The sequence below is a fragment of the Pseudomonas sp. AC083 genome, from assembly GCF_979253165.1.
The window spans coordinates 511,631-533,030 of record NZ_CEEDDH010000003.1 but is presented as its reverse complement, the minus strand read 5'-3'; the positions used below and the strand labels follow the sequence as shown (position 1 = coordinate 533,030).

Here is a 21,400-nt window from a genome sequence, read left to right as displayed (position 1 = left end):
ACCTCAGATTTGGACGCCATCATAGCGCCTGATTGAAGTGTCCAAAATCATTAGGCCAGTTCAGGCTCGCTCCCACAATGGAGTTGCGTTGTGTACGAAATCCCTGTGGGAGCGAGCCTGCTCGCGAATGCCGCACCGCCGATCTACAGACTGAATCCACCATCAAGAGGAATGATATTCCCGGTCATATAAGCCCCCGCCGTACTCGCCAGGCTAATCGCCAGCGCCGCCATCTCTTCCTCACGCCCCCAGCGCTTCATCGGAATCAGCGCAGTATCCTCAGCCAATGCCTGCTCATCATTACCAATATGCTGGGTCATCTTGCTCGGAAAGCGACCCGGCGCAATCACGTTGACGTTGATGTGCTGGCTCACCAGTTCCCGCGCCAGAATGCGCGACAACTGATGCAGGGCGGCCTTGCTCGGCCCGTAGGCATATGCCTGCTCGCCAAACGAAGAAATCCCCGCCACCGAACCGATATTGATGATCCGCGCCGGATTCGCCGCCGAGCCAGCCTTGCGCAGCAACGGCAGAAACTGCTGGATGCAACTGAACACCGAGGTCACGTTGAGCTGCATGACCTTTTCCCAGCCCTTGACCGGATAACTCTCCAGCGGCGCGCCCCACGTGGTGCCGGCATTGTTCACCAGAATGTCCAGATGAGTGGCCTGCTCACCCAGACGCGCGGCCAATTCCCGCACGCCTTCTTCGGTCGCCAGATTCGCCGCCACGCCGTGGCAGATGCCCATGGCGCCAAGTTCTTCGGCGGTTTGCTGGCAGGCTTCGACGTCGCGCGAGCACACGTAGACTTGGGCGCCGGCCTCGACGAACGCCTTGGCGATCATTTTGCCGATACCACGGGTGCCGCCAGTCACCAGAGCGGTGCGGCCTTGCAGCGAAAAGTAGGGATGCATGGCGAGTCCTGAAGATTAGGGATCAGTACACCCTAGTCGTCAGCCGCGAAAAGCGGAGCCATTATTTTTGCAGGGAATGAACGGTCATGCGTTGCGGCGGCGACTATCGATCGCCACCGCACAAGGGCATCAGGCAGGGCGGACGCGCAGGGTCAGGCCCTTGAGGAAGTTACGCAGCAACTGGTCACCACACGGACGGTAGTTGGTGTGGCCGACCTTGCGGAACAGCGCGCTCAGTTCAGGCTTGGATACCGGAAACTCGGCGGCTTTGAGGATAGCGTGCATGTCGTCTTCTTTCAGCTCGAAGGCCACGCGCAGTTTTTTCAGGATGATGTTGTTGGTCACCGGCACTTCGATCGGTTGCGGCGGACGGCTTTCGTCCTTGCCGCGCTTGAAGATCACCAGGCCATCGAGGAAATGCGCGATGACTTCGTCCGGGCAGCGTACGAAGCCTTCTTCGTCTTCTTCTTTCTTGTCGAGCCAGGTGATGACATCGGCGAGCGTGACGTCCATGCCACCCAGTTTGATGATCTCGACAACTTTCTTGTCGCTGATGTCGAGCAGGTAGCGCACGCTGCGCAGTACGTCGTTATGAACCATGTCGGTATTCCTGATGCGTTGTGGGCAGCGCTCGTAAGCACTGCCGAAATGTGTGGCGGCAGTGAAAGTTCTAGAACTTCTCTTTGCCGGACAGGTAGCGCCACTGGCCGAGCGGGACCTTGCCGATCGACACGCCGCCGATGCGGATGCGGCGGATGCCGATGACCTTCAGGCCGACCGCTTCGCAGAACTGCGCGATGATTCCCGGCTGCGGGTTTTTCATGGCGAAGCGCAGGCGGTTTTCGTTCTGCCAGCTGGCCTTGACCGGCGGCAGCTCCTTGCCCTTGTGCGTCAGGCCATGCTGCAAACGGTTGAGGCCGTGGGCGGCCATCTCACCTTCGACTTCGACGATGTATTCCTGCTCGATCTTCGCAGCGTCGGCGGTGAGCTTGCGCAGGATTTTCCAGTCCTGGGTGAACACCAGCAGGCCGCTGGCCTTGGGCTGCAGGTCGGCGCTGGCGGTCAGGCGCAGGAAATGCCCGCGCAACGGACGCTTGCCGTAGCGATGCTCTTCGCTGAGAGTTTCGGCGCTGAGCGTTTGCATGGCGCTGTCGACATCCATGCCAGCGGGCGCGTTGAGCAGGATGGTCACCGGCTCCGGCGCAGTGGCCTTGGCGTCCTTGTCGAGCTCGACCTTTTGCTCGCCGACCTTGAATTGCGGCTCATCGATGACTTCGCCGTCCACGGTGACCCAGCCGCCCTCGATGAACAGCTCGGCCTCCCGGCGGGAGCAACCGACCAGTTCGATGAGGCGTTTGGAGAGGCGAATCGGGTCAGTCATGACGGGGCCGTAACAAAAAAGGGGTGGGCATTGTACCTGTGTGGAAGCGGTTAAGCCCGGTTCCATTTGCAGGCGCTGTATTCAATGTGGGAGCGAGCCTGCTCGCGAAGGCGTCCTGCCAGTCTATGTGTGCAGTGACTGGTACACCGCATTCGCGAGCAGGCTCGCTCCCACAGGGGTTTCATGGTGTGTCAGCCGTTGCTTGAGCGCTGTTGGGACTGCCGCAAGCGCATATGCAGCAGCGGATACGGCTGGCCCATGCCATCGACCTCGGAGCGGCCGATCACTTCAAATCCCTGCTTTTCATAAAAACCCAAGGCTTGCGGGTTCTGCTCATTGACGTCGAGTTCATCGGCGTTGAGCCGTTCGATCGCATATCGGAGCAATTGCTTGCCGAGTCCCTGACCACGATGATCAGGATCAATGAACAACATTTCAATCTTGCCCGCCGCCACACCGGCAAACCCGGTGATGCGCTGCTGGCGGTCCTTGGTGCAGATCAGCATGACCGCATCGAGATAGCGGGTGAGCACCAGATTGCGCAGCAGCTCGATGTAGCTGTCCGGCAGGAACTGATGAGTCGCACGGACCGAGGCCTCCCAGACCCGGGTCAGTTCTTCGTAATCGCTGATTTTCGGTGTGTGAATGACCGAATGCTGACGCATGTGCGTGTGCCTCTTGTGCGGTTCAAGGGAGTCCGTCCCCCGCTAAACGATAGCCGCAAAAAAGCCCCGTATCTCGGAAAAGAGCGGGGCTTCTGGATACAGCGCTATTCACTTGTGGGAGCGAGCCTGCTCGCGAAGGCATTGTGTCAGGCAATATTTACAGCGACTGACCCAGCGCATTCGCGAGCAGGCTCGCTCCCACAGGTATTTTGCGGTGCTTAGATCTGCTCAGCCCACAAATCATATTCGTCGGCATCAGTCACCTTGCACCAGACCTTGTCGCCCGGCTTCAGGTTGCTGCCATTGTCGATAAACACGTTGCCATCGATTTCCGGGGCGTCGAAGAAGCAGCGGCCAACCGCGCCTTGTTCGTCAACCTCGTCCACCAGCACTTCGATCTCACGACCGATGCGCATTTGCAGGCGTGCCGAGCTGATCGCCTGCTGGTGCGCCATGAAGCGCTCCCAACGATCCTGCTTGACGTCGTCCGGTACCACTTCCAGATCCAGATCATTCGCTGGCGCGCCATCGACCGGCGAGTACTGGAAGCAGCCGACGCGGTCGAGCTGGGCTTCGGTCAGCCAGTTGAGCAGGTACTGGAAGTCTTCTTCGGTTTCGCCCGGGAAGCCGACGATGAAGGTCGAACGGATGATCAGGTCCGGGCAGATTTCGCGCCAGTTCTTGATGCGTGCCAGGGTCTTGTCTTCGAACGCCGGGCGTTTCATCGACTTCAGGACTTTCGGGCTGGCGTGCTGGAACGGGATGTCCAGGTACGGCAGGATCTTGCCGGCGGCCATCAGTGGAATCAGCTCGTCTACGTGCGGGTACGGATAAACGTAGTGCAAGCGGACCCAGACGCCCAGGGTGCTCAGTGCTTCGCAAAGCTCGGTCATGCGGGTTTTCACCGGCGCGCCGTTCCAGAAGCCGGTGCGGTATTTCACATCAACGCCGTAAGCGCTGGTGTCTTGCGAGATCACCAACAGCTCTTTAACGCCGGATTTGACCAGGCGCTGGGCTTCGTCGAGCACATCGCCAACCGGACGGCTGACCAGTTTGCCGCGCATCGACGGGATGATGCAGAACGAGCAGCTGTGGTTGCAGCCTTCGGAAATCTTCAAATACGCGTAGTGGCGCGGGGTCAGCTTGATGCCTTGCGGCGGCACCAGGTCGATCAGCGGGTTGTGATCCTGACGCGGCGGCACCACTTCGTGCACGGCGTTGACCACTTGCTCGTACTGCTGCGGACCGGTCACGGCCAGCACGCTCGGGTGTACGTCGCGGATGTTGCCTTCTTCCACGCCCATGCAACCGGTGACGATGACCTTGCCGTTTTCCTTGATCGCTTCACCGATCACTTCCAAAGATTCAGCCTTGGCCGAATCGATGAAGCCGCAGGTGTTGACGACTACAACGTCGGCGTCCTGATAGGTGGACACCACGTCATAGCCTTCCATGCGCAGCTGGGTCAGGATGCGCTCGGAGTCGACCAGTGCTTTCGGGCAACCCAGAGATACAAAGCCAACCTTTGGATTGGCCGGCGCAGGAGTGGTGGACATGTCTAACCTCGGTGTTTTGTGACGTCGCTGGCCACGCGCGGCAGCTGACGGATGGGCGCTTGAGATGCGCCTCTGATCAAAAAGTGCGCAATTCTAGCGGCGGGAAACGCACTTGACCAGCTTTATACGGGGAAATACGACGAGTGCTGCGCTATGCTTCGCGCCGTTGAGCTTTACCGATTTCGTGCAGTCAATCATTGGTCTGTAACAACAGGTAAAACAGCGCATGCTGCAACTCAAAGCATAGTGCTTCCTTCAAAGAAGCCGGTATCGAGATCAGGAGTGTTGGATGGGTCAGGCAAGTAGTCATGCGGCGGGCGCCGAGGGTTCGGCAAGCAGACCGCTGAGCATGCTGGTCGCGGCGGTCGGGGTGGTTTATGGCGACATCGGCACGAGCCCGTTGTACACCCTCAAGGAAGTGTTTTCCGGCGGTTATGGTGTGCCGGTCAATCACGACGGCGTGCTGGGCATTCTGTCTTTGATCTTCTGGTCGCTGATCTGGGTGGTCTCGATCAAATACATGATGTTCGTCCTGCGCGCCGACAACCAGGGCGAGGGCGGCATCATGGCCCTGACGGCACTGGCACGGCGGGCAGCGGCGGGGCGCAAGCGCCTGCGCACGCTGTTGGTGGTGTGCGGGCTGATCGGCGCGGCGCTGTTCTATGGCGACAGCATGATCACCCCGGCCATTTCGGTGCTGTCGGCGATCGAAGGTCTCGGCCTGGCGTTTGAAGGCATCGATCACTGGGTTGTGCCGCTGTCGCTGGTGGTGCTGGTCGCGCTGTTTCTGATCCAGCGCCACGGCACCGCGCGGATCGGCATTCTGTTCGGGCCGATCATGGTCACCTGGTTCCTCGTCCTCGGCGCGCTCGGTGTGTACGGCATCAGCCACACCCCGGAAGTGCTGCACGCGCTGAACCCGATGTGGGCGGTGAATTTTTTCGTCGTGCACCCGGGCATGGGCGTCGCAATTCTCGGCGCCGTGGTGCTGGCGCTTACCGGCGCGGAAGCGCTGTACGCCGACATGGGCCACTTCGGCCGCAAGCCGATTGCCCGCGCCTGGTTTCTGCTGGTGCTGCCGGCGCTGGTGCTCAACTACTTCGGCCAGGGCGCATTGCTGCTGGAAAACCCGGACGCCGCGCGCAATCCGTTCTACCTGCTGGCACCGAGCTGGGCGCTGATTCCGCTGGTCGGCCTGTCGACCCTGGCCACGGTGATTGCCTCGCAAGCGGTGATTTCCGGTGCGTTCTCCCTGACCCGTCAGGCGATTCAACTGGGTTACATACCGCGCATGTACATCCAGCACACCTCCAGCGACGAGCAGGGCCAGATCTACATCGGCGCGGTGAACTGGGCGCTGATGGTCGGTGTGGTCCTGTTGGTGCTGGGCTTCGAATCCTCCGGCGCCCTGGCCTCGGCCTACGGCGTGGCGGTGACCGGTACCATGCTGATGACCACCATTCTGGTGTCGGCGGTCATGCTGCTGCTGTGGAAATGGCCACCGATCCTCGCGGTGCCGGTGCTGCTCGGCTTCCTGTTGGTGGACGGTCTGTATTTCGCCGCCAACGTGCCGAAGATCGTCCAGGGCGGCGCCTTTCCGGTGATCGCCGGTATCGCCCTGTTCGTGCTGATGACCACTTGGAAGCGCGGCAAACAGCTGCTGGTCGAACGCCTCGACGAAGGCGCGCTGCCGCTGCCGATCTTCATCAGCAGCATCCGCGTGCAACCGCCGCATCGCGTGCAGGGCACCGCCGTGTTCCTCACCGCCCGCTCCGACGCCGTGCCGCATGCGCTGTTGCACAACCTGCTGCACAACCAGGTGCTGCATGAGCAAGTGGTGTTGCTGACGGTGGTCTACGAAGACATCCCGCGTGTGCCGCCATCGCGGCGCTTCGAGGTCGAAGCGCACGGAGAGGGTTTCTTCCGGGTGATCCTGCACTTCGGCTTCACCGACGAGCCGGACGTGCCGCAAGCGTTGAAGCTGTGTCATCTGGATGATCTGGACTTTAGCCCGATGCGCACCACCTACTTCCTTAGCCGGGAAACGGTGATTGCCTCGAAACTTGAGGGGATGGCGCGTTGGCGAGAGGCGCTGTTTGCGTTCATGTTGAAGAATGCCAATGGCAATTTGCGGTTCTTCAATCTGCCGTTGAACCGAGTGATCGAGTTGGGGACGCAGGTGGAGATGTAACTTCGCGTTATAGAAAGAGCCCCCGTCAGCCTTGTGGTTGGCGGGGGCTTTTTTGTCGGCGGCAACTTCAGATCAAAAGATCGCAGCCTTCGGCAGCTCCTACAGGTTTCGCATTCCATGTAGGAGCTGCCGAAGGCTGCGATCTTTTGATCTTCAAACCTCTACAAGCTTTCAGGCATCTCTGCTTCAGACTCGGTCTTCGTCCGCGCAGGTCGTGGGATCAGCGCTTGGATCACATCATCAATCAAGGCTTTGCCCATCACCGTCAGGTAATGCGCGGCCCAGGCATGGCGGTCGGTGTCTCTGTTGAAAGCAGCGTCTTCTGCGAAGGATTTGGCGAGGGACAGCAGGTCGGAGGATTGGGACAAGGCATCGATGATCGGAATGCCGGAGCGGACGTTGAAGAACGCTTGATCCGCGTTGTAGAGGAAAGGGGTGAAGCCGATGGTTTTAACGCTTGCGAGTCCGTGCAGATCAGGTTCGGTCATCGTGTTACTCCTTAGTTCGAAGCGCCGCGACTTTCGTTACCACGCGAAAGGGAGGCAACTGTACGCAGGGTGGTAAACCGGGAACCAAGGAAACCGGCACGCCCGAAAGCGTCCCACGCACAGCCGCCATAACTTGAGGAGCGCGCTGTTGCGATGGTTTCTCCGGGTTACCACACCCGATCGCTGAATGGGTCAGCGACGTCCCGGAGAGTATCCCGTCGAAAAACAGCGCAATAGAGCGGCACAGCGCCCCAACAAGAGTTTCGGAGTTTGCCTACAAGGTCTGTGGGCGTCATCTGATATTGCGAGACTGGAAGTAAACGATACTAAACGTCACGCACGAACCGACGTGTGCAAAGCATTCAGGTTCGTATGATGGCATCAGCGGAACAATAAGTACAGGATGAACCAGAGGAGCTTCGGATCGAAAAGAAGGCCAGTGAACGATTGCTCATCTTTGATTTGGTCCGCGCAATCAGCCATGACGATATGCGGGCAAGGTATGCAGCGATTCGACCCAAGGGCTTGACGACCCGGCCTCGGCAGTGAGACAAGTGTCCACGTTTTATGGAATGTGGACACTTGAGGTTTTGAGCTAAATGAAGAGTCAAGACATTTTACTTTTGTTCAAGATGGCCAGTCTGCACGCTCAGGAAGAGAGCCTTTTGGGGGAGATGGAGGCCGAATCGAGTTCGGACAGGGTCGAAGAGCTGCTCAGGCCTTATGTCGGCAGCCCAATGACCGCAGTGGCGAGTGTGGGGAAGCCATTGGTCACCTACTCCACTGATGGGGCAGACACAATCTTCCAACACCGCGAACTCGATTCGCCTTTCGCTGATGGGCCAGGCTGGGAGGGATGGGCGGAACCAGCATCTGATCCACCGCTGACAAGTTGGAGCGATCGGTACTCTCTGCGTGCGCTCTCTGCCTCTCTCGGACTGAGCAAAAGCGAAGTCTCAAATGCTCTCGCCCGATGCCGGGAATCCGGATTGCTCATCCGTGACTACGACACCGGGCTTGCCAAAGTGCACCGCCGGGAACTGCTGAAAATTACCCAGTACGCGCTGAAGTACTTCTTCCCGGTCAAGCCTGGCGCGATGGTTCGTGGCATACCCACAGGCTTTGCGGCGCCTGCGCTGTCCAAAAGCATCAAGAGTGCGGGTGGTTTGATTCCGGTCTGGCCGGATGCGCAGGGAACCGAGCGAGGCCAAGCGATAGAGCCGCTTTACAAAACAGTGCCGGAAGCGGTGAAAAAAGACCGGATCCTTTACCACTATCTGGCGCTCGCTGATGCAATCCGTCTGGGTGGTCCGCGTGAGTGTGGTGTGGCAATCAGTATTCTGAAGGCAGGGATGGGGCTTAAATAACATGTCGTCAAACGCGGATCACAACTACGAACTTATTGAGTTCGTGGCTGAAGGCTTGGGCGAGGCGTTTCTCGCCGAAGTTGCTTTTGTTGGCGGTTGCACAACCGCCATGCTGATTACAGATACAGCCGTGCTGGACGACATTCGTTTCACTGATGACGTTGATTTAGTGATCGAGTTGGCCGGTATCAGCGCCTGGAACCAACTCACTGAACGGCTGGCTGCCAAGGGATTCAAGATCACCGGTGAGGACGAGGTCAATTGTCGTTTTCGCTTCAATGACGTTGTTGTGGATGTCATGCCTTCCGACCCTGCAGTACTCGGCTATGCCAACCGCTGGTTCGTCGAGGGGCTGGCGAGTGCGGATAAATTCACCTTGCCCAGCGGCACTGTCATCCAGATATTCCAGCCCACGTATTTTCTCGCGACGAAATTGGAAGCTTTCGCCGGTCGGGGAAATGGTGATCCTTATCACAAGGATGTCGAGGACATGATCATCTTGATCGATGGTCGGCCTGAGCTGTTGGAGGAGGTGGGCCAGGCCGACAGCGACCTTAAGGCGTTCGTCACAGATGGAATCCGCAAACTGATGGCGCTCGACGGGGTTGGCTATGTGATCGAAAGTTCAGGCTCGGTGCAGGCGAATCCGGGTAGAGGACAGATTATTCACAGGCGTATGAAAGCGCTGGCCAACGCATGAGATACCACTCCCGATCAATTACTGGGCAAGCCAGCAGGGCAAATAATGACTATGCCGGAGCGACCTGTGAGGGTGACGGTGGTTTTTTTGTTGTCGCGGATGGCACTTCCAGGCGCGGCAGTGGACAGCTGGCTGAAAGCTTCGTAAGCGGCATGTTGGCGGCTCATTCCACACGGATGGAGCAGGGGGGCTATCCTGCAGAGCCCGCAGCAGTTGAGCGTCTATTGGGTTCAATACTGGCGGATTTTCATGCGTCGTTGCCTGCTGATCAGACGGGAGCCATCTGTTACCTGATTGGCTTGGTCGCTCATGGCCGACTCACCATTGCATACGAGGGAGACTGTTCATGCGGGATTGTGACGCTCGCGGGTGCCATCGAGTGGCTTACGCCACCTCACTGCAAGGCCAATTGGCGGCGCGACCGTTCGCACTGTGAGTTGGCGCAAGATCCAGCTCGAAATTCAGTAACGCGATGCTTGAAGATCAATCGGGTTCCGAACCCTGACTTTGTTTGGTGTGAACTGGAGGCTGTTGAGCGCTTGGTATTTGTCACTGATGGCTTTTGGGCGGACTTGACGCAAGTCCAGCAAAGCAGTTTGTTGGCGGCGCCGGATAGCGACTTTAGCGTTGGCGACGATGATGTCACGTGGATAGATGTTCAGCTTGGCCAGCGGGACTGACGAGTTGTCTGAGTCCAGCGCAACCTCTTGTAGGAGTGAGCCTGCAGGGGATTGGGTTCATAGTCCGAGATGTTGAAAGCTCCCCAAATGTGAAGTCACAGGGACTATTTGATTGGCTTCATCCAGAAACCAGATCAAAAAATCGGAGCCTCTACAGGTTTTTAAGCGGATCGGCTTCGGATTCGGTCTTAGTCCTTGCAGATCGTGGCACCTGCAGCGTCCCGCGCACAGCTGCAACAACACAGGTTTTCGTAGGGGATTTCGCCTGATTCATGTCGGGTGCACTGTTACGCTTTATTCCACCGATTACCAAGCCAGATCGCTGAATAGGTCAGCGACGTGCAGCAAGTATTCCGTGAAAAAACAGCGCGACAGGGCCGCAAAGCGCCGCGACACGCTATTCGGAGCTTGCCTGCAATGTATGTATGCGTCATCTGATAATGAAAGGCGAGAAGTAAACGAAACTAAACATGGAGGAGGATTTACGCCGCCGCCGAGTTTTTGAGCAATTGAATTAAACGAATGAATTCAGCGTTGCTGCTGTCGCTTTTCCATCTGTTTGCGAACTGACAGACAATTTGCAGATTTCCCGGCTCGTAATGTCCATCGCTGTCTATGCGGTCCAGAGAGCAGAAGAAATTTTTATCGCCCTCTGAGCTCCAATGCTGTAACGGTAGGCCTGTCAGTTCACAGATGCCTTCCTGCATCTTGAAGAGATCTTCCAGATAGGTGCGCAGCTCATCTTGATCACGGAAGCCAAAATTTTTGTTTTTAACTGTGCGGATTTCTTCCTGTCCGTTGGCTGCCAACGTCGTTTGCCAGGCGGTTCGCGCCATGTCGAAGGCAGACCGCTCGATGCCACCAAAATTTTTCACCGGGCTCGCTTTAAACAGGCTCGGTTTGTCTTTCCATTTCTGGCGCTCGTGCCAAAGGGTTAGATCTGTCCCTTGTAAAAGCGTCAGAGCATACTCGGCATAGTCGGAAGACAATTGTTGAAGCGTGGCTTCTGTAGACAGAAAATCACGGGCCTTGGGATGTAGGCCATTCCACTCTAACCGGCTGCCATTCATGCTTGTTCTCGACCAAGGCTTACAAGGTTTATGACACACATATACCTGCCTAGGTTGACTCCATGTCGGATCCTCACTGAGGTCGAAGATGGGAGCCTCAGCTAATGACTCTGTCCACCACAGCTCGTTCTTTTCTCGATGAAGCCAGATATCGCCAGAGGTCTCGGAGATAATCGTCATCAAGTTAAACCAACGAGAGGCGACGCCGCGAGTTGGGGCGATGCCCCGTGCTGTTCGTTCGACCTTCATTGATTTCTGAATAAATGCCTCGCGATTGCCAGCGAGCCAAAGATCATGGGTTTCAACTGAGTTCATCGTTGCTACCGTCGAGCGACGAAGACAGTTAGGCCACTCGTAATTTTCCCGTCCGAAATTGGCAATGAACACTCGTTTCATGGACTTTCCCTGTGTGGGTGCTTTTGAGCGCTGGCTAAGCCGTAAAGCATAGATGCAAATCTAAATAAGGACGCCGTCAGCGTCGCTGTCGGCGGTAACTATTCGGTTCGTGCATTCCGCTTGGTCTTTCAAAATCGAAATTGCTTGGCTTCCACACACATCCGCCGGAGCAATTCTTTGGCGCTTTCGGGCGACATCACGTGGGAGTGCAGCATGCGGGAAAGGTGTGCGTATTCCAGACGTAAACTGGTTGCAAAAATTCCCGGGTCATCCGAGCCGATGACCACGCTGACGGGACCGTCTACCTGATGCTTGCCCAAGCCCAACCAGTTGCGCGCATGGTGATCGTTGTAGTTCTTATGGATGCTGATCCGCAGGTTGCTGCTCGGCAGTGTTTCAATCGCGATCGAGCGATCACGCAGCAAGCGCAACACCGCGTTTTGAATGGCTCGGATGACCCTGGGGCGCAATACATCGTCTTCCCGTGAAACGACTACGTCCTCGCGTGCGGCCTTCAACTCTTCGCTGCTCGCGTCGATTCCGTGCCGACGCAGGAAGTGCTTGAGTGCTCTGGAGTTGCTTTGACGGGCGTTTGCAAAGCAGCGAGCTTCGAAGCAGCGATTGGGGTCCACATCGTCCACGCTCACGTTTTGCGCCAATGGATCGAGGGAGCGCAGCTTCCACGATTCCGCGAGGAGGTCCGGAGTGATGCGTGGCTCGTTCCAGATTTTCATCGACAGGCGCTGAATCTCAGCTTCAATCAACGGCAGGCTATCAATGTGGGTGCGGGTCAACAGCAGCATTTCTCTGGCGAATACCAAGTCGTCCAGACGCTCTTCGGCCGGCATGACCACGTAGCCGCTGACTGCCTGCCACCACGCTTTCGGATCCAGTCCGGAAGCTGTGCCATGGCCGATCCGGCAGCCCGCATCGAAGTCGAGAAAGACTACCGCCTCGTGGATTGCGCGTATTCCGGAGGCAATGTGCCCGAAGTCTTCCCCGGCATGATAGGTAAAGCGACGGATCCCGGCTTGGCGCATGCGTCGGAACACCGGGGCGAATACTTCCGGGCCGGCGTGACGTTCGTTGCTGGCGGCATCGATGCCACGAATCAGCGTTTCGAGTCCAGGGGTGCGCTGAATTAGCGCCACCAGTGCTCGCGCACGCTGATCGGATTCGCGGCGCACTTTCGCGTCCCGGCAAATCGCCCGCAGTTTGTCCCCGGTGAAGAAGCTTTCGCGCTCCTTCTTGTCACTCTGCTTGACGAAGTGCGGTACCAGCGCCAGGCGTAAGCGTCGGGACGAGCGGGAGGTGTGGCTGTGACCTGGTTGCTCTGGCGAAATGCCAGGCCATTGATCATCGCCTTTTTCCAGCCGACGGACCCGCCTCAGCAAGTCCGACAGTGAGCGGTACCCGCGTGCTTCGGGCATCACCCCGGCCGGTCGGTTCACACCTTCGCCAAGAAACTCCAGATAACCGCGCAATATTAATCCCAGCAATTTTGCGCTGTCATCGGGCGTCATTTTCGGGGTGAAACGACCTTCCAAGAAGTCCACGCCTTTTTGCTGCCCGCGTTCGATCTGGCGGAACCGCTCGGCGTAGTCCTTTTCTGTCGCTTCGCGCAACTCGTTGAGGGTGATGCTTTGAAACTGATCGAAGCCTTTCTGATCCGCTTGCTGGATCAGTAAACGACAGAACTGCGCTCGTAGCAGGGCGTAGTGCCATAGGAGCAGGCCGCTGGTGTGGTCCATGCGGTTCTGATCGAAGCCTTTGAACAGCGCGATCAGTTGCCAGGCTTCCTTGACCACTTTGGGCGTGCGCGAAGAAAGCCGTTGCAGGCAGTGTTCTTGGGCACGCCGATAGGCCGCGACTGGCGGCTCTGCAAAATTAGGCTCGTCCCTTGAAGTTGCCCGGTTCAACAAGCGTGCTTTGAGCGCGGCGGCAGCTTGGGTCCGGAGCATCAGTCGCTCCGGTGAAAGGTCCGGGTCTTCTTGTTGCAGCAGGCGTTTCACACCGTTGCCGATCGCTACCCTGATGCCGATATCTTGTTTGATGGTCTTGGCCGTCAGGCCGCCGACCACCTGGTCCGGCCGTTCCAGCGCATCGAACCAGACCTTTTCCGCCTCGGTGGTGCCGTTGAGGTGCATATGCGTTTCGTCCAGCCCCTCGGTACGGCACAGGTGATCGAGGAATGGATCATCGTCTACTGGCAAGGTGGAATCGCACAGCCATGCGTTAATCCGCACGACAGCGTGCTGCAACTCATCAGCTGACGGCGTGGCGCAGGACAAGTACAGATGCTGCGCCATCCAGGCCGAGGTGATCAGCAGCGGCGGAACCACCAGCACCAGATCCTGCCACGGCTCCAGCAGCCGGGTGCGCACCCGGATCGAACCGTCGTTACCCTCGCACAGGAACATGTCACCGAGGCACTCCAACAGTTCGGGCAGGTTGCCATTAAGATCATCTTCTGTGTCTTTCTGCGGTTTTTGCGGGCGGCTCAGGCACGGGCTGCCCGGATACTGATCGGGTACTGCGGCGCGGCCGTTGATCCGCTTCAATATCCGCGCAATCCGGTTTTCTACCCCCTCATCCGTCAGCCCAGGATGTAGTCGGCGCATTTCCAAGAAACGTCCGGTGCTGTGCGCATCGTTGAGGATGGCCTGTTGCTGCGGAGTGAAATGCCTGGCTACTTCGACCTTGGCGGGCGCTGATTGCGCCATGCGCTCGAAGGCGCGCAACAAATCGAGGTTGCCCAGCACGCACTTGGCGTAGTCCACCAACTCACGAGCCTCAAACAGCTCGTTGGCGAGGGGCGAGGACTGCTCGGATTTATTTCGTGACATTGCGTGGCACGACGTTGAGGACATCGTAGAAGCCAGAAACTGTCACTGAACGCTGGTTGCCAGATTGAACGATCGGGCCGATTTTGATCGGGATTGCCGGCGGCACGAGCCAGATCCCAAAGTCTGCGTTGACCTTGAAGTTTTCCGCCTCCTGACTGCCTTTCCCACCTTGCCATTCTTCCAGCGCTGCGGATGCGGCCAAACTTAATGGGTTGGGGGCCCATTCGAGTAAATTGTCGTCGTCGTGAGGGTTCAGGAAAGCCCAGATTAGCGGGCAAGACAGGACAATGATTGCTAAGGGATGAAGTGATACCTCCGTCCCGGCTGCCTGGATACGTCCCAAAGCCTCGATCAAAGGTCGGTCAGAAGTTTTTGGACTTTCCTTACGCCCCGGCAAGCCAGAGGTCTGTACGAGGATACCGTGGAGGATGTTGGTGATCTGCCGATGCAGGATTTGCCCACTTTTCCAAGAGGATGTGACCTTTTCGTCCAAGTCCATTAAGTCATCGTGGATGCGTGACGCAATGCTGCCCAACATTGCTGGAGAAACAGCGGCATCCAGGTGGATGTCGCGAGCAAAGGCGTGCCACTCCTTGAGGTTTTTCGCAAAGATGTCGAAATCTCGATCTTCCGAAACGCCTGCCGCATCCTCCTCGACCCTCAATTCTTCATCGCTCGGGTCGTCGTCAATCTCGGTCGAAAAATTGGCCTCGTCCTGAGTTTTATCGCGTTTGAAGGGAGGAATGGTGGCCGACACAGCGCATGAGGTCAGGTCGCCAATGTCGCTGGACATCAACAGATCCCCAATCACGGCGAACAGGGAGAGCGCTGACAATGATCGGAATATTTCACCGCGCGCGCTGAAGCGTTTGTATGAGATCAGTTTCAGCACATCGCTGAATTTTCCAGTGCGATCCTGTATGAGGTCGTCGATTGAAAACCAACTTACATTTTGACGAATCTGCAGTTCGCCATAATCTGCGTTATATACGTGGCAAATCCAGTTCGCGGTCGCAGCGTTGATTTCTGATCCAGTCAGGTTGTAGAGATCAGTGACTGTCGGCCGATCAGTACCTTTCACTGGGGCACTTAAACCATACACACGAAGTAGATTTTCTTTTTGAGTAAGTCTGTTAGTCAGCCCGACGGAGCCGAATGAGCTGGCGGGTATTCTCCCGACTTCGTTGCGGCGAGACCTGTCGATGGTGCCGATACGAGCAGCGATTTCCGGTAGTGACGGGGATGCGGTGGTCCAGAGAAAGCGGAATATCGAAACGCGGGTTTCTTTGTCGCTGTTCTCTGGGCGCCGCATCATCGTGACGGGCAGCGCGAGTACAAACAGCGCCCTCAAAGCCCCCCCGTTATGCGCCTCAATGCCTTGCGCAAGTGCCAGTGCTAAGCAATGAAGTACAACGGCTCTTACGGGATCAACCGGAACCCCGAACGACAGCAAATCGGCCGCGTCGTCCTGTTTGCACAGCCACTCGAAAGCGGATCTCAGGGCGTGATCGAAATTACCGCGTTCAAGCAGGTTGGTTGGAACCTGGCTGGTTCGAAGGCGAGTATCAAACACTCGCAAAATCATTTGGCGACTGGCTTTTATGTCGTCTTGATTAAGTGCGCGCAGATAGCCGATTACCAGGCGAAGGTGCTCCATCGATATGAAGTCGAAAAACCGCTGCGGCTGACCTTCCTTTTCCAGCAACAGCTTGCGGATCTGTTTATTAGCCCAAAAAGCCAGATTCACAGGCTCCGGAGTCTTGCCTGAATCCACAAGTACTTCCGATCCGAGCATGATGCCACCCAAAGGAAGCATCGCAATCCGGTTCTGCGGAGGTACGATCTTCAGAAGATATTGTTCTTCCAGTTCGAGTACCGCGTGGCCAAGATGTTGTTTGTCTCCGCCAATGATTTCGGAATCGTGTCGCAGCACTTCTTTGCCAAACGTGCTGTAAATGTTTCGTCGTAGCAGTCGACCGTACAGATCGGGGTCGCCCGACAGAAGGAGGACAAGACGCGGCGAGGTCAGGTACTTGCGGATGGTTTCAAGAATGGTATGACCATGGGTGAAGTTCGTATCGACATCGTCAAAGGCCAACACAAAAGCTTTCTTTTTCAGCATGTTCAGCGCTGTCTCGAGATACACGCCAAACTTGAGCTCGAACAAGCGCCCTTTCTTTGCTTTATGTAGCCCGCGGCTCATCACCCATTCCGCGTCTTCCCACTCGCTGCCGTAAGCCGAACTCGAGCCAATTCCATCGAGCAACCCTAATCCTTCAGACAACGATTGACGGGCCGTTTGCATTTGACCGTTTTTATCTGCAACGTCTTTGATTGCAGCCTCGATCATCGAAAGGATGACGATCACGATGTGTTCTTTGGTTTCGATCAGGGTTGGATCAATCATCGGCAGTACATGAAGATCGCTTGCTTTGCTGGCAATATCCTTGTCTTTTCCATCGTGTAGACGTTGAAGCGCGTTCAGTAGAAAAGTGGTTTTACCGCTGCCTCGACCACCCTGTACAAGAATTGCATTGTGCGGGCGTGGATAGCTCAACGAAGTTTCGCTGAACTCGGAATGGGGTTTAGTTGGAATGCCATCTAGCTGTTCACTGATGAGTCTGTCCAGACGCGTGAGAGCCACTGTCTGCAGTATGTCGTCGGGTCTTTCCAACCTTTCTTTTTCGCTCTTTGATAGGTTGATTACCAGCGGCGTCTCAATCATTTCGGCTTCCTTTCCTGAAAAATAGGAAGAGTTTACTTGGAGAAGTGCGTGATGGCTAGATGATGGCCTTGGCGCCTTTTTCGCTCGGCCACGGGTGAGGTTTAACCTGGAAATTAACTACTGACACATAAAAAAGCCCCCGCAGCCACAAGTTGCGGGGGCTTTTTTGTGGGCGTTGTCTCAGATCACTCTTCGGCGACCGAGTCCTTGCTCTGGCGCTTCTCGATCAAGTCCACCAACCGCTTGGCCAGCGCTGGATAGTTCTCATCGAAGTGATGCCCACCAGGCAGTTTCACCGCTTCACCAACAGCAGTCTTGTCCGTGCAGCCACTCTCATCCGTCTCTTCTTCGCCGTAGATGCACACAACCTTGGCCGCTGGCAGTTTGGCCATTTCCGGGCCGGTGGCGGCTTCTTTGCCGGCGTTGCCGAGCCAGCCTTCGACTTCGATTTCGAAGCTGCCGGTGCGGGCGAAGGCCAGCAGGATGATTGCGTCGACGCGCTGCTGTTCGTTCTCTGGCAGGCGGTTGTAGATTGCCGGGAGGACGTCAGCGCCGAATGAGTAGCCGGTGAGGATGAAGCGCTTGGTGCCCCATTTCTGCCGGTAGTGCTGCATCAGTTCGGTGAGGTCGAGGGCGCTTTGCTCCGGGCTCTTGTGTTGCCAGTAGTAGCGCAGGGTGTCGATGCCGACCACCGGGTAGCCGATCTTGGCCATTTCCCCGGCCACGTCGCGGTCGAGGTCGCGCCAGCCGCCGTCGCCGGAGAGGAACAGGGTCACGGTGTCGTTGGCCTGACCGGCCGGCACTTCCACGACCGGGATCGCGAGGCCGCCGTTGGCCTTGTCGCCGCCGACGAGGATTTTGCGCAGTTCGTTGTTCAGCACTTGCGGCAGGTTGATGTCGTAGTCGCTGATGCTGGTTTCGGCGTTCGGCTGATCGCGGACGAAGCCTGCGCTGGCGTCGTCCGGATTGTCGTTCCATGCCACCAGCCAGTGGCCGTGGGCGGCGGATTTCGGCAGCAGGTGGGTGCAGCCGGGTTTTTCCAGGGCCAGATCGACGGAAATGGCCTGGGCCTTGTCGTCTTTCTGTTCCGCCAGCCAGCGCCACGCCAGCACAGCGCCCGGGCCGATGCCGCTGACCAATGTCGCCGGGCCGTTCAGTTCACGCAGGCCCGCTTGCAGGGCGCGGCTTTGCAGCAGGCAGTCCTTGGGCAGAATCACCTGAACGATCTGCGCCGAGGCGCTGCGGCTGAGGGTGGTCAGTTGTTTCTCGGAGAGCTTCTGTTCGTCGGTGACGGCGACCAGCACCTGAGCCTTCGGCTTGCTGCCGGGGATGACCCGGGTCATGGCTACGCCATCGGCGGGTTTGAGCTGTTCGACGGTCGGTTCCGGTGCCGGGCGTTTGAGGTACCAGTAACCGCCGCCGGCAATCACGGCCAGCACCAGCAGGGCGGCCAGGATGTACTTCAGGGAGCGTTGAATCATCAGCGTTTCACCAATCCAGTCAAGCCGCCCGCGATCAGGGCAGCAGTGTCGGCCAGCGCCACGAGCGGATCGAGTCCGGCGGGCACGGCCATATAACGGGGTTCCCAGTCAGGCTGGAACTTGTCTTTGAAACGGCGCAAGCCTTGGAAGTTGTACAGCTGCTCACCACGGCGGAAAACCATCGAGCCCAGGCGCTGGGTCAGTGGTGCGCCGGGCCGGGGTTGCAACCCCGACAATGGCACCATGCCCAGGCTGAAACGCGCGTATCCGTGACTCTTATAGTGTTGAATCAGGCCGACCATCATGAATTCCATGGTCAGCTTCGGCGCTTCCGGGTGCGCACGCATCAGGTCGAGACTGGCCAGGTCGTGGCTATAGGTCTCGAGCAGATTGGCGAACGCCACCGGGCGGCCTTCGAAGCGAATCACCGCAATGCGGAAGTGCTTGAGGTAATCGTCGCTGAAGCGGCCGAGGGAGAAGCCTTTCTCGCGCACGTTCTTGCCGGTCAGCCAGGCATCGGAAATCACCTTCAGCTCATCCATCGGCGCCTGACCCGGCTCGTGGATTTCCAGCGACAGACCATCGCGGGTGCCACGGTTCCAGGTGTAGCGCAGGTCTTTCATCTCCTTGCCCTTGGCTTCCAGATCGAAGCGCAGCAGATCGACCCGGGCTTCTTCGCCGAGCTTGATCGCGGTCAGGCCGATGTCCATGTAATACGGCAGGTTCTCCGCGCGCACTTGATAGAACACCGGGCGGGTGTGATGGATGTCGCAGAGGTCGCGGAACTGCCAGATCATTTCCGCACGTTGCTGGCTCGGCCCGATCGGGTCGTACAGCGCCACCAGACTGCGGCCACGGCGGGCGTACATCAGGAACGCCTCGTCGTTGGGATGAAACAGCAACGCCTTGTCACCGGTCAGCGCGAGGCCACCGTCGGGTTGCGATGAGGCCATGAGGATTTTCGCCGCGCGGTCGAGTTCGTCCGGCGTCGGCAAGTGAATCACCGGGCGCGCGGTGCGCAGCAGCCAGGTCAGGGAGATCACCACCAGCAATACAGCCGCGCCGAGCAGCGAGCGCAGGCCACGCGGCGCGTCAGCGTCGAGGGTGAACTGCCACCACAGTTGATGGCTGTAAGGCACGTCCTGGTAGGCGAACAGCAGCAACCAGGCCGAAGCCCCCAGCACACACAGGCTGGCGACCAGATACAGCGGCGAAAACGGCAGTTCGGTCAAACGGCTCGGACGGTAGAAGGAGCGGCGGAACACGCCGAGCAGCGCGGCCGTCAACGTCATCAGCGTGGCTTCTTCCCAGTCGAAGCCTTTGAGCAGTGAGAGCAGGGCGCCGACCAGCAGCAGAATGGTGGTCAGCATCCACGCCGCCGAAAGGCGCCGGCGCAGGCCTTGGGCGAGCAACAGGCAGAGCACGCCGATCAGGCTCGCGCCGAAGTGCGAGGCGTCGACCAGGCGATGCGGGATCAGAAAGCCGATGTGCTCCAGGCGCGTGTCGATCTCCGGGGTGGCGCCGGAAAAAAGCAACACCACGCCAGACAGAAACACCAGCACCGCCAGAACCGGCGCAGCCAGACCGGACGCCGCGCGCATGGTCTGGGATTGAAACAGGCGCTGGCCTTCGTTGATCAGCAGCAGTACGCAAGCGACCAGCAGCGGCAGCACCACGTAGATCAGGCGATACAGCAGCAGGGCAGCGGCCAGCGGTGCGGCGCCGAGCTTGTCGGCAAACGCGGCGAGCAGAATCGCTTCGAACACGCCAACGCCGCCCGGTACATGACTGAGCACACCCGCGGCCAGGGCCAGCAGGTACACCAGCAGGAACGGCGCAAACGGCGGCGCTTCCGGCAGCAACAGATACAGAACGGTGGCGGCCGCCGCGACATCGAGGGCGGTGATCACCAGTTGCAGAAAGGTCAGGCGTCGGCCCGGCAGGCGCAATGTGCGCCGACCGGCGCGAACCAGCAGATTGTCGGGGTAGGGTTGTTCCGGCAGACGACGGCGATAGATGCCGATCGCCAGCACTGCACCGAGGATCAATACGGCTGCGGCGACAGAACCCAGCAAGACTTCGGACAATCCCAGGGCCTGCGAGGCAGCGGGCAAATTGCTCAGGGTTGCCAGCGCAGCCAGCGGCGGCAAGGCGCAGCCCAGCGAGAGGCTGGCGAACAAGGTCATGTGCGCGACTTCCGACGCACCGACGCCCAATCGCGCATATAAACGATAACGCACCGAGCCGCCGGAAAGCAGCGACAGGCCAATCGCATTGCCGATCGCAAATGCGGTGAAACCGCCGAGGGCGAGCGTGCGCGGCGGCAGTTTTACACCGGCGTAGCGGCTGGCCGACCATTCATAGCCAAGCAGGATGATGAAACCGACCACGGTCGCGCCAATGGCGCCGAGCAGGGCCGGTTTCGGCACGTCGAGAATCGAGTCGTGCAGCGCATAGAGATCGAGCTCGGCGAGCAGATGGCGGCAGGCAATCAGGGCAATGGCAAACAGCAGCAACGTCACCGCCAGACCGATCGGCTGACGGTATTTGCTTAACCGATCCAGCCAGCGCAAACGCTGGGGCTTGATCGGTTGTTCTGCTGTAACGGTGTCTTGTGGATCAGACGAGTTGGCGCGCATCAATCACCTCTTGGATTGTGCGCGACAGGATGGAGGTATCCAGCCAAGTTACCAATCCCTGTAGAAAAAAATAATCACAAAATACTACGCCTCTCGTCGGGCATCGGCGAGGGCAGTTCCTGGATTGCAGAGACCCTGCCTGCGACTCAAGCATAGTCGCAACACAGCACTTCTGATGATCCCAAGTGTTTCACTGCACAGTGACAGATCATTGTTGCGAAAGGACTTTTTCGACAGATACAAAAAAGGCCACTCTTTCGAGTAGCCTTTTTTGATGTTTGGTTGCGGGAGCCGGATTTGA

General features: G+C 58.1%; 15 protein-coding genes and 1 tRNA gene (1 of these 16 only partly in view). 4 read left to right on the top strand and 12 right to left on the bottom strand.

All coding sequences use genetic code 11. The features are described from left to right. Nucleotides 1–143 precede the first annotated feature (143 nt). The 5 genes from AC0IXA_RS08640 to rimO form a co-directional block, all read right to left on the bottom strand. Entirely contained in the window at nucleotides 144–914 is a 771-nt protein-coding gene (locus AC0IXA_RS08640) for an SDR family oxidoreductase (RefSeq protein WP_471812627.1), read from the bottom strand. 129 nt (nucleotides 915–1,043) lie between these two features. Further along, nucleotides 1,044–1,514 carry a YehS family protein gene (locus AC0IXA_RS08635; RefSeq protein ID WP_471812625.1) on the bottom strand — a complete coding sequence of 157 codons (471 nt, stop codon included), beginning with the start codon at nucleotides 1,512–1,514 and terminating at the stop codon, nucleotides 1,044–1,046. Between the two features lie 70 nt (nucleotides 1,515–1,584). Beyond that, nucleotides 1,585–2,295, bottom strand: coding sequence for an rRNA pseudouridine synthase (locus AC0IXA_RS08630; RefSeq protein ID WP_076566200.1), 711 nt, complete (start codon nucleotides 2,293–2,295; stop codon nucleotides 1,585–1,587). 191 nt (nucleotides 2,296–2,486) lie between these two features. Beyond that, nucleotides 2,487–2,960, bottom strand: coding sequence for a GNAT family N-acetyltransferase (locus AC0IXA_RS08625; RefSeq protein ID WP_073475936.1), 474 nt, complete (start codon nucleotides 2,958–2,960; stop codon nucleotides 2,487–2,489). Nucleotides 2,961–3,178: 218 nt separating this feature from the next. After that, nucleotides 3,179–4,516, bottom strand: a complete 1,338-nt coding sequence (rimO, locus tag AC0IXA_RS08620) for a 30S ribosomal protein S12 methylthiotransferase RimO (protein ID WP_024011887.1) — start codon at nucleotides 4,514–4,516, stop codon at nucleotides 3,179–3,181. 349 nt (nucleotides 4,517–4,865) lie between these two features. Between rimO and AC0IXA_RS08615 the strand changes: the two genes are divergently transcribed. Further along, entirely contained in the window at nucleotides 4,866–6,707 is a 1,842-nt protein-coding gene (locus tag AC0IXA_RS08615) for a potassium transporter Kup (protein ID WP_371699263.1), read from the top strand. 161 nt (nucleotides 6,708–6,868) lie between these two features. On the opposite strand, the gene AC0IXA_RS08610 is transcribed toward AC0IXA_RS08615, so the two are convergent. Then, the gene (locus AC0IXA_RS08610; protein ID WP_471812623.1) at nucleotides 6,869–7,195 is read right to left on the bottom strand and encodes a DUF3077 domain-containing protein; all 327 of its coding nucleotides are present in this window, start codon (nucleotides 7,193–7,195) and stop codon (nucleotides 6,869–6,871) included. Nucleotides 7,196–7,794: 599 nt separating this feature from the next. On the opposite strand from AC0IXA_RS08610, the gene AC0IXA_RS08605 reads away from it, so the two are divergent. Genes AC0IXA_RS08605 through AC0IXA_RS08595 form a run of 3 tightly spaced genes read left to right on the top strand, consistent with a single transcriptional unit; the run spans nucleotide 7,795 to nucleotide 9,942 of the window. Continuing rightward, nucleotides 7,795–8,562, top strand: coding sequence for a MarR family transcriptional regulator (locus tag AC0IXA_RS08605; RefSeq protein ID WP_471812621.1), 768 nt, complete (start codon nucleotides 7,795–7,797; stop codon nucleotides 8,560–8,562). 1 nt (nucleotide 8,563) lies between these two features. Then, nucleotides 8,564–9,262 (top strand): nucleotidyl transferase AbiEii/AbiGii toxin family protein, encoded by a 699-nt coding sequence (locus tag AC0IXA_RS08600; RefSeq protein WP_471812619.1) that lies wholly within the window; start codon nucleotides 8,564–8,566, stop codon nucleotides 9,260–9,262. Beyond that, entirely contained in the window at nucleotides 9,259–9,942 is a 684-nt protein-coding gene (locus AC0IXA_RS08595; protein WP_471812617.1) for a serine/threonine protein phosphatase, read from the top strand. The genes AC0IXA_RS08600 and AC0IXA_RS08595 overlap by 4 nt, the downstream gene beginning before the upstream one ends. A 482-nt stretch (nucleotides 9,943–10,424) precedes the next feature. On the opposite strand, the gene AC0IXA_RS08590 is transcribed toward AC0IXA_RS08595, so the two are convergent. The 6 genes from AC0IXA_RS08590 to AC0IXA_RS08565 form a co-directional block, all read right to left on the bottom strand. Continuing rightward, nucleotides 10,425–11,408, bottom strand: coding sequence for a hypothetical protein (locus AC0IXA_RS08590; protein WP_471812615.1), 984 nt, complete (start codon nucleotides 11,406–11,408; stop codon nucleotides 10,425–10,427). 128 nt (nucleotides 11,409–11,536) lie between these two features. After that, entirely contained in the window at nucleotides 11,537–14,188 is a 2,652-nt protein-coding gene (locus tag AC0IXA_RS08585) for an adenosine deaminase (RefSeq protein WP_471812613.1), read from the bottom strand. A 52-nt stretch (nucleotides 14,189–14,240) separates the two neighbouring features. After that, nucleotides 14,241–16,979, bottom strand: a complete 2,739-nt coding sequence (locus tag AC0IXA_RS08580) for a hypothetical protein (RefSeq protein WP_471812611.1) — start codon at nucleotides 16,977–16,979, stop codon at nucleotides 14,241–14,243. Between the two features lie 185 nt (nucleotides 16,980–17,164). Further along, nucleotides 17,165–18,460, bottom strand: coding sequence for a virulence factor family protein (locus AC0IXA_RS08575; protein ID WP_471812609.1), 1,296 nt, complete (start codon nucleotides 18,458–18,460; stop codon nucleotides 17,165–17,167). After that, on the bottom strand, nucleotides 18,460–21,099 hold the full coding sequence (gene mprF, locus AC0IXA_RS08570) for a bifunctional lysylphosphatidylglycerol flippase/synthetase MprF (RefSeq protein ID WP_471812607.1): 2,640 nt from the start codon (nucleotides 21,097–21,099) through the stop codon (nucleotides 18,460–18,462). The genes AC0IXA_RS08575 and mprF overlap by 1 nt, the downstream gene beginning before the upstream one ends. Before the next feature lie 279 nt (nucleotides 21,100–21,378). Then, nucleotides 21,379–21,400 (bottom strand) — tRNA-Met (locus AC0IXA_RS08565) (it continues 155 nt past the right edge of the window).